This is a genomic window from Pseudomonas sp. Xaverov 259 (assembly GCF_019352915.1).
In the GTDB taxonomy this organism is placed as follows: domain Bacteria; phylum Pseudomonadota; class Gammaproteobacteria; order Pseudomonadales; family Pseudomonadaceae; genus Aquipseudomonas.
Genome location: NZ_JAAAFV010000072.1, coordinates 95,132 through 110,138, shown reverse-complemented (window position 1 = coordinate 110,138; position 15,007 = coordinate 95,132). Strand labels below are relative to the sequence as shown.

General features: G+C 60.3%; 12 protein-coding genes. 7 read left to right on the top strand and 5 right to left on the bottom strand.

Features of this window, described 5'->3' with window-relative positions:
• Positions 1–7 precede the first annotated feature (7 nt).
• The 5 genes from K0H48_RS29180 to K0H48_RS29160 all read left to right on the top strand — a co-directional run bounded on the left by K0H48_RS29180 (position 8) and on the right by K0H48_RS29160 (position 6,239).
• Positions 8–2,305, top strand: coding sequence for a beta-galactosidase (locus K0H48_RS29180; protein WP_219337710.1), 2,298 nt, complete (start codon positions 8–10; stop codon positions 2,303–2,305).
• Between the two features lie 82 nt (positions 2,306–2,387).
• Positions 2,388–3,533, top strand: a complete 1,146-nt coding sequence (locus tag K0H48_RS29175) for a serine hydrolase domain-containing protein (RefSeq protein ID WP_219337709.1) — start codon at positions 2,388–2,390, stop codon at positions 3,531–3,533.
• A 143-nt stretch (positions 3,534–3,676) separates the two neighbouring features.
• Positions 3,677–4,837 carry an OmpA family protein gene (locus tag K0H48_RS29170; protein WP_219337708.1) on the top strand — a complete coding sequence of 387 codons (1,161 nt, stop codon included), beginning with the start codon at positions 3,677–3,679 and terminating at the stop codon, positions 4,835–4,837.
• A gap of 27 nt (positions 4,838–4,864) precedes the next feature.
• Positions 4,865–5,512 carry a pyridoxamine 5'-phosphate oxidase gene (pdxH, locus tag K0H48_RS29165; protein WP_094950011.1) on the top strand — a complete coding sequence of 216 codons (648 nt, stop codon included), beginning with the start codon at positions 4,865–4,867 and terminating at the stop codon, positions 5,510–5,512.
• Positions 5,513–5,774: 262 nt separating this feature from the next.
• Positions 5,775–6,239 (top strand): glycine zipper 2TM domain-containing protein, encoded by a 465-nt coding sequence (locus K0H48_RS29160; RefSeq protein WP_010176704.1) that lies wholly within the window; start codon positions 5,775–5,777, stop codon positions 6,237–6,239.
• Between the two features lie 708 nt (positions 6,240–6,947).
• On the opposite strand, the gene K0H48_RS29155 is transcribed toward K0H48_RS29160, so the two are convergent.
• Together K0H48_RS29155 and nhaA are read right to left on the bottom strand one after the other, a co-directional pair.
• The gene (locus tag K0H48_RS29155) at positions 6,948–8,570 is read right to left on the bottom strand and encodes a methyl-accepting chemotaxis protein (protein ID WP_219337707.1); all 1,623 of its coding nucleotides are present in this window, start codon (positions 8,568–8,570) and stop codon (positions 6,948–6,950) included.
• Positions 8,571–8,765: 195 nt separating this feature from the next.
• Entirely contained in the window at positions 8,766–9,941 is a 1,176-nt protein-coding gene (nhaA, locus tag K0H48_RS29150; RefSeq protein WP_200433446.1) for a Na+/H+ antiporter NhaA, read from the bottom strand.
• Positions 9,942–10,157: 216 nt separating this feature from the next.
• Here nhaA and K0H48_RS29145 point away from each other — a divergent pair, with 216 nt between their 5' ends.
• A complete protein-coding gene (locus K0H48_RS29145; RefSeq protein WP_219337706.1) occupies positions 10,158–11,252 on the top strand; it encodes a PLP-dependent cysteine synthase family protein in 1,095 nt (364 codons plus the stop codon).
• Between the two features lie 135 nt (positions 11,253–11,387).
• Here the strand turns inward: K0H48_RS29145 and K0H48_RS29140 are convergent, their stop codons facing one another.
• Positions 11,388–13,001 carry an NAD(P)/FAD-dependent oxidoreductase gene (locus tag K0H48_RS29140; protein WP_219337705.1) on the bottom strand — a complete coding sequence of 538 codons (1,614 nt, stop codon included), beginning with the start codon at positions 12,999–13,001 and terminating at the stop codon, positions 11,388–11,390.
• Positions 13,002–13,107: 106 nt separating this feature from the next.
• Complete coding sequence (locus K0H48_RS29135; protein ID WP_138816415.1) at positions 13,108–13,779, bottom strand: COG3650 family protein; 672 nt, start codon at positions 13,777–13,779, stop codon at positions 13,108–13,110.
• A 182-nt stretch (positions 13,780–13,961) separates the two neighbouring features.
• On the opposite strand from K0H48_RS29135, the gene K0H48_RS29130 reads away from it, so the two are divergent.
• Positions 13,962–14,342 (top strand): hypothetical protein, encoded by a 381-nt coding sequence (locus tag K0H48_RS29130; RefSeq protein WP_219337704.1) that lies wholly within the window; start codon positions 13,962–13,964, stop codon positions 14,340–14,342.
• Here K0H48_RS29130 and K0H48_RS29125 read toward each other — a convergent pair.
• Complete coding sequence (locus tag K0H48_RS29125; protein WP_219337703.1) at positions 14,327–14,926, bottom strand: short chain dehydrogenase; 600 nt, start codon at positions 14,924–14,926, stop codon at positions 14,327–14,329. The genes K0H48_RS29130 and K0H48_RS29125 overlap by 16 nt on opposite strands.
• Positions 14,927–15,007 lie beyond the last annotated feature (81 nt).

Genomic DNA, 15,007 nt, shown 5'->3' with positions numbered 1-15,007 from the left:
TGTTCGTATGATTCGCACGCTGCCTGCTCTTTTTGCCCTGTTGTTCGCTGCGCCCTTGATGGCCGCGCCTGCCGGGCAACAAACGCTGTTCAACTTCGTCCGGCCTGCCGATGTGGTCAAGGTGGCGACTCAGGACGCCAGCCTGCCGCAATACAACGCCGAACAAACCCCCGAAGGCGAGGTGTTGCGCCGCATCACCTTCAACCCGGCGGCCGAACCGAGCCTGGTGCTCAGCCCGCAGACTGGCGTGTGGGACTGGTCGCAATCCGGCGCCATGAGCCTGCGCATCCAGAGCGCCATGGATTGGGCGCTGACCTTGTATGTCAAAGTGCAGAGCGCTGACGGCAAGACCCTGGTCAGCCGCATCGACCTGCCGGCCGGTCCGGCCCAGACCCTGTTGATCCCGTTGCAAGCCAACTCGCCGCTGAGCCAGGGCATGAAGGCCGGTCCGCCGATGCCGATCACCGTGGACGGCCAGCGTGTATTGCTGGCCGCCAGCGCCGGTGAGGTCGACCGCAGCCAGGTGGCCTCGGTGACGCTGTCGATGCTCAAGCCCAACGCCGCCCAAAGCATTTTGCTTGAGCGTTTTGGCGTGCAGGACAGCGAGCCGGTGCTGAAGGCGGCCTACAGCGAACTGGTGGACGCCTATGGCCAGTCCACCCGTGCGCGCTGGCCGGAAAAGGTCAGCACGGACGAGCAGCTCAAAGCCGCAGCGGCCAAGGAGCAGCAACAGCTCAAGGGTTGGCTGGCGGAGCGTGATAAATCTGCCCTGGACCCATACGGTGGCTGGAACAAAGGCCCGGCGTTCGACGCCAGTGGCTTTTTCCGCACCGAGAAGCGCGACGGCCGCTGGTACCTGGTGACGCCGCAAGGCCATCCGTTTTATTCGCTGGGCGTTAACACGGTGGCACCGGACAACAACCAGACCTACGTGGCCGGCCGCGAGTGGATGTTCGCCGCGTTGCCCAAGGCCGGTGAACCGTTCGACAAGTATTACGGCAGTGGCGATAACCGAGGCGGCAACGGTGCCGATCAGGGCCGTGGCTTCAATGTAGGGCGTTGGTACGATTTCTACGGCGCCAACCTGCAGCGTACCTACGGCGGCGAAGGTTTCGACCAGAAGCGCTGGGTCAGCCACACCCTCGACCGCCTGCAAGCCTGGGGCTTCAACACCGTGGGCAACTGGAGCGATGAGGGTCTGGCCAGCGCGGACCGCGTGCCCTACACCTTGCCGCTGTCGATTGTCGGTGACTACGCCAGCATCAGCACCGGCACCGACTGGTGGGGCGGCATGCCCGACCCGTTCGACCCGCGCTTTGCCATGGCCACAGAACGCGCCGTGGCCATTGCCGCCCGCGATCACCGTGATGACCCATGGCTGATCGGCTACTTTGCCGACAACGAGCTGGCCTGGGCCGGCCCCGGCGATGATCCAAAATCCCGTTACGCCCTGGCCTACGGCACGCTGCGCATGACCACCGACGTACCGGCCAAGCGCGCGTTCCTCAAACAACTGCGCGACAAGTACCGTAACGAAGAAGGCCTGTCGAAAGCCTGGGGCATCCATCTGGCGGGTTGGGAGCTGATGGAAGACCCAGGCTTTGAGCCGCCGATGCCGAGCCCTGAGCACCCGGAAATCGAAGCCGACTTCAAATATTTCCAGAAGACTTTCGCTGATGCCTACTTCAAGACCATCTCCGATTCGTTGAAATGGCACGCGCCCAACCAGCTGCTGCTGGGTGGTCGGTACGCCGTCAGCACGCCGGAGGCCGTGGCGTCCTGCGCGCAGTATTGCGACGTGCTGAGTTTCAACATGTACACCCTCAAGCCGCAGGAGGGTTATGACTTTGCTGCCTTGCGCGCGCTGGACAAACCGGTGCTGATCACCGAATTCAACTTCGGCTCGGCCGACCGTGGCCCGTTCTGGGGCGGCGTGACGCAGTTGGCCCGTGAAGAAGACCGTGGCGCGGCGTACAGCAACTTCCTCAAGCAGGCTATGGCTGAGCCATCGATTGTCGGCGTGCATTGGTTCCAGTACCTGGACCAGCCGGTCACCGGGCGCCTGTTGGATGGCGAGAATGGCCACTTCGGGCTGGTGGGTATCACCGACGTGCCGTTCCAGGGCTTTGTCGACAGCGTGCGTAAAAGCAACCTGGCGGCGGTCGACCAACTGGGCAAGGAGGCCGAAAAAGCCAAGGCGGCGAGCAAGGTTCGCGAGAACGAAGGCGGCAAGTCCGGGCAAGAAGGCAAAGGCGCAGGGCAGGGCGCCGGGCATGCGGGTGGACACGCTGGAAATGGCCATTGATTCATCATTGACGGGTTCACAAAACCTGCAATGACTGGAACAATGTCGGCCACTTCTTACGGTGTTTTCCAAGGCGGCTTAGGTGCAGATTCAGGGTCATTACGAGCTCCAGTTCGAAGCGGTACGTGAAGCCTTTGCCGCGTTGTTCGATGACCCGCAGGAGCGTGGTGCCGGGCTGTGTATCCAGATCGGCGGCGAAACCGTTGTCGACCTGTGGGCCGGTACCGCCGATAAGGACGGTGCCGAGGCCTGGCACAGCGACACCATCGTCAATCTGTTCTCCTGCACCAAGACCTTCACCGCCGTCACGGCCCTGCAGCTGGTCGCCGAAGGCAAGCTGAAACTGGATGCGCCGGTTGCCGACTACTGGCCCGAGTTTGCTGCGGCGGGTAAAGAAACCATCACGCTGCGCCAGTTGCTCTGCCATCAGGCCGGGCTGCCGGCGATTCGCCAGATGCTGCCCACCGAAGCCCTGTATGACTGGCCGTTAATGGTCGACACCCTGGCGGCCGAAGCCCCGTGGTGGACGCCGGGCGAAGGGCACGGCTACGAGGCCATCACTTATGGCTGGCTGGTCGGCGAGTTGCTGCGCCGCGCCGACGGGCGCGGGCCGGGCGAGTCGATTGTGGCGCGGGTCGCGCGGCCCTTGGGCCTGGACTTCCATGTCGGGTTGGCGGACGAAGAGTTTTATCGGGTTGCGCATATAGCGCGCAGCAAAGGCAATATGGGCGATGAAGACGCGCAACGGTTACTTCAAGTAATGATGCGCGAACCTAATGCCATGACCACGCGTGCATTTGCCAATCCACCGTCTATTCTGACCAGCACTAATAAGCCTGAATGGCGGCGGATGCAGCAGCCAGCGGCAAATGGTCACGGTAATGCGCGCAGCCTGGCGGGTTTTTATAGCGGATTGTTGGACGGTAGTTTGCTCGAGAGCGACATGCTCGAACAATTGACCCGCGAACACAGTATCGGGCCAGACAAAACCTTATTGACCCAAACCCGTTTTGGTTTGGGTTGCATGCTGGATCAACCGCAACTGCCCAACGCTACCTTTGGCCTTGGCCCGCGTGCGTTTGGGCATCCTGGCGCCGGGGGTTCGGTGGGGTTTGCCGACCCGGAGCATGATGTAGCATTTGGTTTCGTGACTAATACACTGGGGCCTTACGTACTTATGGACCCGCGTGCACAGAAGTTGGTCGGAATATTGGCCGACTGTCTGTAAAGAGCTTGCTGTTTCACATTTTTTTGTTACAAAGGCAACTATAAGAAGGCGCTGAACGAAATTTTGTAACTTTAATGTTCTGTAAGCGTCTGTTTAACGGGTCATCAAGACCCTCCGGTTTTTTCTCATTTTGTGGATATCCCATGTTATCGAACAAGTCCTTGGCACTGGCGCTGTGCCTCACTATTACTGGTTGCGCGCAAACTCCACAAAATGATGCCGAAGGTGGGCATTGGTGGTCATTTGGATCTGACAAGGCTGCTACCAAGGACGCAGTGACCCAAACCGACGCCAAGCCGGATGCCACACCTGCCCCTGGCGCCAAGCCTGCCGCGCCGGTTGCGGCCGCAGCTGCTGCTCCAGCACCTGCCCCGGCAGCCAAGGCTGACACAGGTTCCAGCTGGTGGCCGTTCTCCTCCAAGAGCGCCGACGAAAAGGCGGCGGATGCCAAGGCCGACCTGAAAGCCGACCTCAAGGCCGCAACCCCAGCTGCCACCCCGGACGCCGCGCCTGCTGTAGCCAAGACCGACACCGAAACCAAATGGTGGTGGCCGTTCGAAAGCAAGCCAAAACCACTGGCCAAGGTCGATGTGACCAACGTGCAGATGCCTGACCCGAAAATCACCCAGGCCTGGCTGGACGACTATGAGCCGCGTCTGCGCGCCGCCATCAAGGACAGCAACCTGCAACTGGAGCGTCGTGACAACGTACTGGTCGTGATTGCCCCGGTGGACGGCTCCTACAATCCGAAACGCCCAGCAATGCTGCTGCCTGTCACTCTTGGCCCGTTCACACGTGTCGCCAAAGCTGTTGAAGCTGACCCCAAGACTGCGGTTCTGGTCCTGGGTCATGTTGATGCCACAGGTACCGCCCCGGCCAGCCAGGCGTTGACCAAGGAGCGTGCGCAATCCATCGCCTCTATCTTCAGCCTCAGTGGCTTGAAGCAGGATCGCTTGATGCTGCGTGGTATGGGCGACCTTATGCCGCGTGCCGCCAACGACAGCAATCAGGGGCGTGCGCTGAACCGTCGCATGGAAATCATGTTCACTCAGCGTACAACTATGCTGGCGCTGCTGAGCAAGTACAACTCGGGCAAAACACCGGTCGCCGACATGGTCGCGGTGCAAACTGCGCCGGCCCCAGTACCGGCCCCGGCAGCGAAAAAAGCCGCCCCGGCGAAAAAGGCCCCGGCCAAGAAAGCCGCCGCCAAACCCGCTGCGAAAAAAGCCGCTGCCAAGCCGGCCGCGAAGAAAGCTGCACCGAAGGCCGACGCGCCCGCGGCAAACGACCAGGCGAAAAACTGATCCGTTGAAACACAAGGATAAAACCGCATGACCCAGGCACTGGCCGATATGCGCCGTGACTATACACGGGACGGTTTGAGCGAGGCCCAGGCCCCAGGCGAGCCGTTTGCGTTGTTCCACCAGTGGTTCGGCGACGCGGTGAAAACCGAGCAGCCACCGGTGGAGGCCAATGCCATGACCTTGGCCACGGTCGACCAGGACGGTCGCCCGCACTGTCGCATCCTGTTGCTCAAGGGCTTGGATGCACAGGGTTTTACCTTTTTTACCAACTATCAGAGTGCCAAGGGTGAACAACTCGCGGCACGGCCTTTCGCGGCCATGACCTTTTTCTGGCCGACCCTGGAGCGCCAGGTGCGCATCGAAGGGCGGGTGGTCAAGGTCACGCCTGAAGAGTCGGATGCCTATTATCAGGTCCGGCCGCTGGGTAGCCGTCTTGGGGCCTGGGCTTCGCCGCAAAGCCAGGTTATCCGGGACCGTGAAGAGCTGCAGGATTTGCTCAAGGCCACCGAACAGCGCTTCAGCGATACCCAACCCGACTGCCCGGAGCACTGGGGTGGCTATCGATTGCTGCCCGAGCGCATCGAGTTCTGGCAAGGCCGCGCCAGTCGCCTGCATGACCGCCTGAACTATCGCCTGCAAGCAGGTGAATGGACGCGCGAGCGCCTGGCGCCCTGAGCTTCACCTTTCGTCATTCCAGCTGAATGTTGATCATCACGCCGAAGTCTCTACACAGAGGCTTCGGCGTTTTTGTTTGCGTGACTACAATGAAGAGCGCTTCCAGTTGATTTTGGGACCAGAGTCAGAGCTACCGTTCGTCGAGTTTTCTGGTGCTGGCAGTCTGTACTAAGGCTGAATGAAAGCAATTTTCTGGCGTGCTTGCCGTGACAGGCGCCAAGCAGCGGCGTCTAATGAATACCTGTCCTTTGGAGTTGATGCTATGCGTAAGTCCGTTTTACTAGTTGCCTGCTTTACCACCCTGTCGTTGCTGTTGGGTGGCTGCGCCTCGAGTCTGACCGGCGACTCGTACTCCCGTGACGAGGCGCGTCGTGTACAGACCGTGCGCATGGGCACCATTGAATCCCTGCGTCCGGTAAAAATCGAAGGCACCAAGACCCCAATCGGCGGTGTTGCCGGTGCAGTGGTCGGCGGCGTTGGCGGCAGCGCGATCGGCGGTGGCCGTGGCAGTATCGTCACGGGCGTAATCGGCGCTGTTGCGGGTGGCCTGCTGGGCTCCGCTGCTGAAGAAGGCTTGACCCGTACCCAGGGTGTTGAAGTGACCGTTCGCGAAGACGACGGCAGCATGCGCGCCTACGTGCAGGCCGTTGACCCTAACGAAGTCTTCCGCATCGGCGACCGCGTGCGCATCATGACGGTTAACGGCACCAGCCGAGTAACGCGCTAAGCGCTGGTTGTAGAAACGCAAAACCCCAACCGGGTGACTGGTTGGGGTTTTTTGTTGCCTGCGGAATTTTGAAAAATCGCAGGCAATAAAAAACCGCCTTAGTAGGGCGGTTTTTATTGCAACCCCGGTTTACGGCTGGGGTTGCGTTCTCACGAGGAGCACTGACGTGTTGGCGATACTACTGCCGCTTTGGAACTTTATGCAAGGACAACCGACAGGAATTTTCAAAGATTTAGTCGCCAATTCTGTGAATTTAGAACAGTAAAAAACAGCAACAACTTGCTGGGCGATAAGTCGTTGCTTGTCACACCTTGGCATGGGGGGCTGAGCTAGTATCGCCCTCGTTCTGCACTCGTCGTGAAGCAGGTTGGCTGGGTTAGCGCGCGAATTTTGGACCGACTGCCACGGGCTAGTAATCCGTGCCGGAGTCATGCACGAGGACCATAAACCCAGCCCGCCTCACAGGAGCACTGACGTGCATCCAAAGGCCCACGTGTTCCGGTAAGTGAGCTGGAGGTAAGGCCCAACTTAATGGAGGGCCGAGTATGTCTAAGTTTGCACGACGTACGTGGAACCTCGTAGTGAATGCTGTGCGTGTTTATCACGTATGGGTATTTCTACGGGACAGCTTCGATGACTTGTAAGGTCTGAGAAGTGGGGCCGCCTCGGCTGAAACCGAGGCGGCCTTTTGGTTCTCACGCAATCACTTCACACCTGAAAGTGCTTCACCATCGTGTTCAACTCATGCGCCAGGCTGGCAAGCGATTGCGAAGCGGCGGTGGTCTGAGTCGAGCCCTCAGCGGATTGAATCGACAGCTGTTGAATGTTCAGCAAGTTGCGATCCACCGCCCGGGCGACGTCAGCTTGCTCGGCCGCCGCCGTGGTAATCACCAGGTTGCGGTTGTTGATCTCGTCATTGGCGGCAAGAATATCCGCCAGCGCTTGCTGCGCCAGTTCGGCCAGGCCAATGGTTTGCCGGGTCATGATGCTGCTGTCGAGCATGGTGTTGACGGTGCTGGCGGTGTTGGTCTGGATGCTGCCAATCATCTGTTCGATTTCTTGGGTCGATTGCGCGGTGCGATGGGCGAGGGCGCGTACTTCGTCGGCGACCACGGCAAAACCGCGGCCGGCATCACCGGCGCGAGCCGCTTCGATGGCTGCGTTCAATGCCAGCAAATTGGTCTGCTCGGCAATGGTGCGGATAACGTCGAGTACCTTGCCGATGCCTTTGGCCTGCTCGGCCAAGCCGCCTACCTGGTCGGAGCTGACTTGCACGCCACGGGTCAGGGCCTGGATGGAGGTGAGCGCCTCGAGCATGCGCTGTTGGCCTTTCAAGGCGATGCTGCGCGACTCCTGGGACAGGTCGGAGGTGGTGGCGGCATTGCGGGCAACCTCTTCAATGGCAGTGGTCATCTCGGTGACGGCGGTGGCGGCCTGCTCGATCTCGCCATGTTGCTGTTGCAGGTCGCGGCTACCCTCGGCGGTGACCGCGTTCAGTTCTTCGGCCGCGGCTGCCAGTTGGCTCGACGAGCCGGTTATTTGCCGCAGTGTCTGCACCAGGTTGTTGCGCATGGTCTCTTGTGCCCGCAACAGGCGCGTGGCTTCGTCGTTGCCGGTCGGGTTGATGGGCTGGGTGAGATCACCCTTGGCGATGGTTTCAGCCACCCGTACCGCTTCAATGATGGGGCCGGTAATGCTGCGGGTCAGCAGCCAGGCCACCAGCACTGTGCCGCCACTCACCAGCACGATGACGAGGGCGATACCGCCCACGGCATGCTGGTACGCGGCCACGGAAGTCTGGCCGGCCAGTTCTGCGCCCTTGTTGGCGAGGTCGATCAACTGATCGAAGTTCTTGGTCATCTGCTCATAGCTTTCTCGAATGCTGTTGAGAAAGTCACGGGCGCCCGCCTTGTCGCCTGAACGCGAGCGTTTGAGCATCTCGGTGTGGTTCTTGGCGTACCCTTCCAGGCTTTGGTTGAACACGTCCAGACGCGATTTTTCCTCCGGCGTGCGCAGCAGCGCTGCATATTGAGCCAGTTGCTCCTTGACGCTTTTCAGGCGACCCGCGGATTTGTCCTCGTAGGTCTGCATGTCGGCGTCGCTTGCGGACAGGATGTGCGCCATTTCCCCCAAGCGAAAACGATCCAGCGAGGCATTGGCCAGGGCCAGGATTCTTACGCGCTGCATCCAGTTGTTTTGGATGTCGGCAGCCTGGGACTGCACTTCGCCGATCTGCTTGAGCGCAAACAGGCCGAGAAACACACTCAGCGACGCAATGGCAGCGAAGCCGATGAAGGCTCTGGCCGCAATTCTTATATTTCTCAGGAACATGGGTTTTCGCTCGGGCTGGGAACGCGTTGAAGAGCTGTGTCGGGCGGATGCCCCAGGCGGGGCAGGCGGATCGCCACAATCCTTAGTCGGCGGCCTGGGCAAAGTCTTTAGGCGTCGCGCGAAAGTGTCATCTTCGCCAAAAGAAAAACCCCAACTGGCTAACCGGTTGGGGTTTTTGTGGGGCATTCAGAGCGTTCAGGCTTTCTTGCGACTCGCCAGCGCTGTGACCGCATAGCCAATGCAGGCTGCCAGAATCGACCCGGTCAGGATGCCCATTCGGTCCTCACCCGCGAACTCACTGGCGCCCGGCACAAACGCCAGGGAGCCGACAAACAGGCTCATGGTGAAGCCGATGCCGCACAGGATCGCCACACCCAGCACCTGGCCCCAATTGGCGCCGCTGGGCAGGCTGGCGATGCCGGTTTTGATGGCCAGCCAGGTAAGGCCGAACACGCCGATGGTCTTGCCGATCAGCAGGCCGGCGGCGATGCCCATGGGCACGTGGTGAGTGAAGCTGTCCAGGGTGACCCCGGTCAGCGACACGCCAGCGTTGGCGAAGGCGAACAACGGCAGGATAGCGTAGGCCACCCAAGGGTGCAGGGCGTGCTCCAGGGTCAGCAGTGGCGAGGGTTCGGCATTTTTGGTGCGCAGTGGAATGCAGAACGCCAAGGTCACCCCGGCCAGGGTGGCGTGCACACCACTCTTGAGCACGCAGACCCACAGGATCAAGCCGATGATCATATACGGGCCGAGTTTGACCACGCCCAGGCGGTTCATCGCGATCAAGGCGACCAGGCACGTAGCTGCGCCCGCCAAGGCTGCATTCGACAGTTCGGCGGAGTAGAACACCGCGATGACGATGATAGCGCCCAGGTCATCAATGATGGCCAAGGTCATCAGGAACAGCTTGAGTGACACCGGCACACGTTTGCCAAGCAGGGCCAGGACACCGAGTGCGAAGGCGATATCGGTGGCCATCGGGATTGCCCAGCCCGCGAGTGCGGCCGGGTTGTCCTTGTTCAGTGCCCAGTAGATGAGGGCCGGCACTACCATGCCGCCAATCGCGGCCGCGCCCGGCAATACCACTTGCGATGGCTTGGACAGGTGACCGTCGAGCAACTCGCGTTTGACCTCCAGGCCGATCAATAGGAAGAACAGCGCCATCAGGCCATCATTGATCCACAGCAGCGCTGGCTTGGCGATTTGCAGAGCGCCAACCTGCGCCACTACCGGCGTATCGAGGAAGGCGCCATAGAGGTGCGCCAACGGTGAGTTATTGATGATCAGCGCCAAAGCGGCAGCGGCGATCAATAACAGACCGCTGGCGGCTTCCAGCTGGAAGAAACGGGTGAAAGTGCTACGCAGAGGCAAGGGATGCTCTCCAATCCAGGTTCAATAGGTGGGTACCCTAACCCGTACCGTTAGTTGTTAAAACAAAAGTTATATTCTTATTTGTTATAAGCAACGGGCGAGATCGGCGTTGCGCCAAAGCCTAGCAATTGTGTGTCTAATTGAGTCGTCACTGTATCTGTGTGTAGTGTAGGAAACCCCCTAAAATCGGGGTTGAAACCCTCAGAGACTCACCTCATGAATGACCACCGTACCTGGGCTCGCGAAGCCATCCGCATCATCGAAGCGGACTTCCAGCGCAGCGCCGACACGCACCTCATCCCTCTGCCATTGCCGGGGCTGCCGGGTATCGAGTTGTACTTCAAGGATGAGTCCAGCCACCCCACCGGCAGCCTCAAACATCGGCTGGCGCGTTCGCTGTTTTTGTATGCACTGTGTAATGGCTGGCTCAAGCCGGGTGCGCCGGTGATCGAAGCGTCCAGTGGGTCTACCGCGGTGTCGGAGGCGTACTTCGCGCGCTTGCTTGGCCTGCCCTTTATCGCGGTGATGCCGGCCACCACGTCCCAGGCGAAGATCGACCAGATTGCCTTCTATGGTGGCAAGAGCCATCTGGTAAAGGATCCGACGCAGATCTACACCGAGTCCGAACGCTTGGCGAAGGAAAGTGGCGGTCATTTCATGGACCAGTTCACCTACGCCGAGCGCGCGACGGACTGGCGAGCAAACAACAACATCGCCGAGTCGATTTTCCAGCAGATGCGCTTTGAGCATTACCCGGAGCCGAGCTGGTTGATTTCCAGCCCTGGCACCGGCGGCACCACGGCGACCCTGGGCCGCTATGTGCGTTACCGCCAGCATTGCACCCGCGTGCTGTGTGCCGATGCCGAGCGTTCGGTGTTTTTTGACTACTACCAGACGGGCGATGCCAGTTTGCGTCTGGAGTGCGGTTCACGCATCGAAGGCATCGGCCGGCCACGGGTCGAGGCGTCGTTTTTGCCCAAGGTGATTGATGCGATGGTCAAGGTGCCGGATGCGCTGTCATTGGCGGCCATGCATTACCTGGCCGAGCGGTTGGGGCGACGGGTAGGCGGTTCCAGCGGGACTAACCTGATCGGCGCTTTGGTCGCGGCGCTGCAGATGAAAGCGGCGGGTGAGTCGGGGTCGATCGTGGCGATCTTGTGTGATGGGGGTGAGCGGTATGCGAACACGTACTACGATCAGGCGTGGTTGGCGGAACAGGGGTATGAGCTTAGTGGCTTGATTGCAGCGGTTGCGGCCAGTGTCGAGAAGGGTGAGCCGTTGCCTGCCAGCGTCCTGCGCGCGAACATTTGACACACCATAAACTAATGTGGGAGCTGGCTTGCCTGCGATAACGGAGTGTCAGTCGCCGAACTTATCGACTGAACCACCGCCTTCGCAGGCAAGCCAGCTCCCCCACATTTGATCCGGGTTGGCTGTAAGAAGTGCTTAAGCCTCAATACCCAGCATATCCCGCGCCAACGCCTCGGCAATCCGAATCCCGTCAACGCCCGCCGACAGGATGCCACCGGCGTAACCGGCGCCTTCACCGGCCGGGAACAGGCCTTTCACGTTCAGGCTTTGCATCGATTCGTTACGGGTGATGCGCAGCGGCGATGAAGTACGGGTTTCGATACCGGTCAGTACCGCATCGTGCAGCGAGTAGCCTTTGATCTGCTTCTCGAACGCCGGCAGCGCTTCACGAATCGCCTCGATGGCGAAGTCCGGCAGCGCCAGGGCCAGGTCGCCCAGGGCCACCCCTGGTTTGTACGACGGTTCCACACTGCCAATGGCCGTGGATGGCTTGCCGGCGATGAAGTCGCCCACCAGCTGCGCCGGCGCCTCGTAGTTGCTGCCGCCGAGGATGTAGGCGTGGGACTCCAGGCGCTCCTGCAACTCGATACCGGCCAGCGGGCCGCCCGGGTAATCCACCTCAGGCGTGATGCCGACCACGATGCCGGAGTTGGCGTTGCGCTCGTTGCGCGAGTATTGGCTCATGCCATTGGTGACCACGCGGTTCGGCTCGGAAGTCGCCGCCACCACGGTGCCGCCCGGGCACATGCAGAAGCTGTAGACCGAACGGCCGTTCTTGGCGTGGTGTACCAGTTTGTAGTCGGCGGCGCCCAGTTTCGGGTGCCCGGCGTATTTGCCCAGGCGCGCCGCGTCGATCAGTGACTGCGGGTGTTCGATACGGAAACCCACCGAGAACGGCTTGGCCTCCATGTACACGCCTCGGCTGTGCAGCATGCGGAAGGTATCGCGGGCGCTGTGGCCCAGGGCCAGGATCACGTGCCTGGAGAGGATCTGCTCGCCGCCGTCGACGACCACGCCGTTCAACTGGCCGTCTTCGATCAGCACATCTGTGACGCGCTGTTCAAAACGCACTTCACCGCCGAGGGCGATGATCTGCTCGCGCATGTTTTCCACCACGCCGGTCAGGCGGAAGGTGCCGATGTGCGGCTTGCTGACGTAGAGGATTTCTTCCGGCGCGCCAGCCTTGACGAACTCGTGCAGCACTTTGCGACCGTGGAATTTCGGGTCCTTGATCTGGCTGTAAAGTTTGCCGTCGGAAAAGGTTCCGGCGCCGCCCTCGCCAAATTGCACGTTGGACTCGGGGTTGAGCACACTTTTGCGCCACAGGCCCCAGGTGTCCTTGGTGCGCGCGCGTACTTCCTTGCCGCGTTCGAGGATGATCGGCTTGAAGCCCATCTGCGCAAGCAACAACCCGGCGAAAATGCCGCAGGGACCAAAACCCACCACGATCGGCCGTTCAACCAGGCCTTGCGGCGCCTGGCCTACTACTTTGTAGCTGACGTCCGGTGCCGGGTTGATGTTGCGGTCATCGGCGAACTTGAGCAGCAGGGCGGCTTCACCCTTTACGTTCAGATCGATGGTGTAGATGAAGCACAGCTCCGACGATTTCTTGCGCGCGTCGTAGCTGCGTTTGAACAGGGTGAAATCGAGCAGGTCATCACTGGCGATGCCCAGGCGCTGCACGATGGCAGGCCGCAGGTCTTCTTCGGGATGGTCGATGGGCAGCTTGAGTTCGGTGATTCGTAACATGACGGTATCCGGTAGGCGGCGGGCTTCGATGCCGGCTGTTTTGCAAACCGGCGATTATAAGCCCCAAAGGCTGATTCCCGTCATGTTAAAACAGCCCAAGGCCGAATCAGTCGTCCCGCGAGCCGCCGAATGACGCACAACCACGCTGCACCTGACCATTGACCCGCAGCTCGGCGGTCATGTGCTGCAAGCTGCCGCTGACGGCATCGATGCAGCGCTGTGGGGCTACCCACAGTTCGATGTGCTGGTTATTGGCTTCGGTCATCAGGTTGAAACGGCCGTCACCCAGTTGCTCTTCGACAAACGGCACCGCCAGTGGCGGCTGGCCTTCGCGCTCCAGCACCATGCCTTTGCCGGTAACGTTCATCGCCCAGGCCGGTTTATGGCCGTTGGCCCGCAAGATCATGCGTTTGAAGTCCGGGTCGTTGCAGGCCGAAGTCGAGCGTTCTACGCGATACAACTGTTGCAGGTCGACCGAACCCTGGGTGCCGCTGGCCACCCCGGAGAACTTGCCACGCAAATCGGCAAACAGCACGCCTTGCTGGCCAGCCAGGGACGCGGCTTCCTGCAGCACGCTGGTGCCGCCGGTGTCGTTGACCACGTAGTTGCGTTTGTCGCCGCATGGCTGGAACAACAGTTTGCCGCCCACCGCCGTCAGTTCACCCTGCATGCGGGTCAACCCGACGGTAGACGGTTTGGCCGGTTCGCTCTCGAACATCTGGCAAGCGGTGAACAGGGGCAGCAGGGCAAACAGAGCAAGGGTACGGGCGGCGCGCATTATCGGGTCTCCAAACAAGTGCCGTCACGTTACGCAGGGTGGCGCCGCATCACAAGCTCGGGACACAGTTTGAATAATCTGTTCCCTGGACGATGGCAGCGCAGGCGTTACTAATAGGGATGTTTCCTATAGTGAAGGTTGGAGAACCGTGAGAGTGTCGACGTTTTTGGTAGGGGACCGTGATGAGTATCAAATGGAGTATTTGCGTTCTTTTACTCTGGGCAGGCGCTGCATTGTCAGACGAGCCCGTCCGGCTCGTACTCTCCTCAGCCAGTGACTTTACCGACATCTCGGTGACGCTGAAAAAGGCCGAAAACCCTGATCCGGCCTATGTTGCAGTGAATGTCACATTAACTCCTGAGGCGAAGGCAAGAACAAGATCCCTCTCGTTGCTTACCTACAAGAAGTACATGACACTTTACGTCGACGGTTATCAGCTCAGTACGGCCATGGTTCAAAGTGAGATGGGTGGGCAGCTCAGTTTTGTTGCCCCGCGTGCGCTGGTGATCGAGTGGATGTCTCAGTTCTCACGTGAGGCAAGCGCCACTCAACCCACGATGTAGGTCTGACCGGTCTGCAAGCCTTCGACACTTTTCGCGTAGGCCAGCGCCACATCTGCGCCTGGCGCCGGTTTGTAGCCACGGAAGTACGGGGCGTAGCTGCCCATGGCTTCGAGCAGGACGGTCGGGCTTACCGAGTTGATGCGCAAGCCGCGCGGCAATTCGATCGCCGCCGCCTTGACGAAGGCGTCCAATGCGCCGTTGACCAATGCGGCAGAGGCACCGGTGCGGATCGGATCGCGGTTAAGAATGCCGCTGGTAAAGGTGAACGAAGCACCGTCGTTGGCGTATTCGCGGCCGATCAACAGCAGGTTGACCTGGCCCATCAACTTGTCACGCAAGCCCAGTTCGAAGTCGGCTTCGCTCATGTCACCCAATGCCACGAAATTAACACTGCCTGCCGCGCAGACCAGTGCGTCGAACTTGCCGGTCTGCTCGAAGAGGTTGCGGATCGACGCGCTGTCGCTGATATCCACCTGGAAGTCGCCGCCGCTACGGCCGATGCTGATCACCTCGTGACGCTGCGCCAGTTCCGCCTTGACCGCTGAGCCGACCGTGCCGCTGGCACCAATCAATAGGATTTTCATCGTGCTGTTCCTCCAGGGGATTAAGTGAGGTTTCAGTCTAGGGTGGCTTTTTAAACGAATAAACGTGCTAATAGGCAACCT

What these genes read in the sequence shown, in the direction of transcription:
- K0H48_RS29130 (WP_219337704.1), top strand. Translation starts at nt 13,962, where the DNA reads ATGAGTATCAAATGGAGTATTTGCGTTCTTTTACTCTGGGCAGGCGCT.
- K0H48_RS29125 (WP_219337703.1), bottom strand. Translation starts at nt 14,926, where the DNA reads ATGAAAATCCTATTGATTGGTGCCAGCGGCACGGTCGGCTCAGCGGTC.
- K0H48_RS29180 (WP_219337710.1), top strand. Translation starts at nt 8, where the DNA reads ATGATTCGCACGCTGCCTGCTCTTTTTGCCCTGTTGTTCGCTGCGCCC.
- K0H48_RS29140 (WP_219337705.1), bottom strand. Translation starts at nt 13,001, where the DNA reads ATGTTACGAATCACCGAACTCAAGCTGCCCATCGACCATCCCGAAGAA.
- K0H48_RS29155 (WP_219337707.1), bottom strand. Translation starts at nt 8,570, where the DNA reads ATGTTCCTGAGAAATATAAGAATTGCGGCCAGAGCCTTCATCGGCTTC.
- K0H48_RS29160 (WP_010176704.1), top strand. Translation starts at nt 5,775, where the DNA reads ATGCGTAAGTCCGTTTTACTAGTTGCCTGCTTTACCACCCTGTCGTTG.
- K0H48_RS29135 (WP_138816415.1), bottom strand. Translation starts at nt 13,779, where the DNA reads ATGCGCGCCGCCCGTACCCTTGCTCTGTTTGCCCTGCTGCCCCTGTTC.
- K0H48_RS29170 (WP_219337708.1), top strand. Translation starts at nt 3,677, where the DNA reads ATGTTATCGAACAAGTCCTTGGCACTGGCGCTGTGCCTCACTATTACT.
- pdxH (WP_094950011.1), top strand. Translation starts at nt 4,865, where the DNA reads ATGACCCAGGCACTGGCCGATATGCGCCGTGACTATACACGGGACGGT.
- K0H48_RS29145 (WP_219337706.1), top strand. Translation starts at nt 10,158, where the DNA reads ATGAATGACCACCGTACCTGGGCTCGCGAAGCCATCCGCATCATCGAA.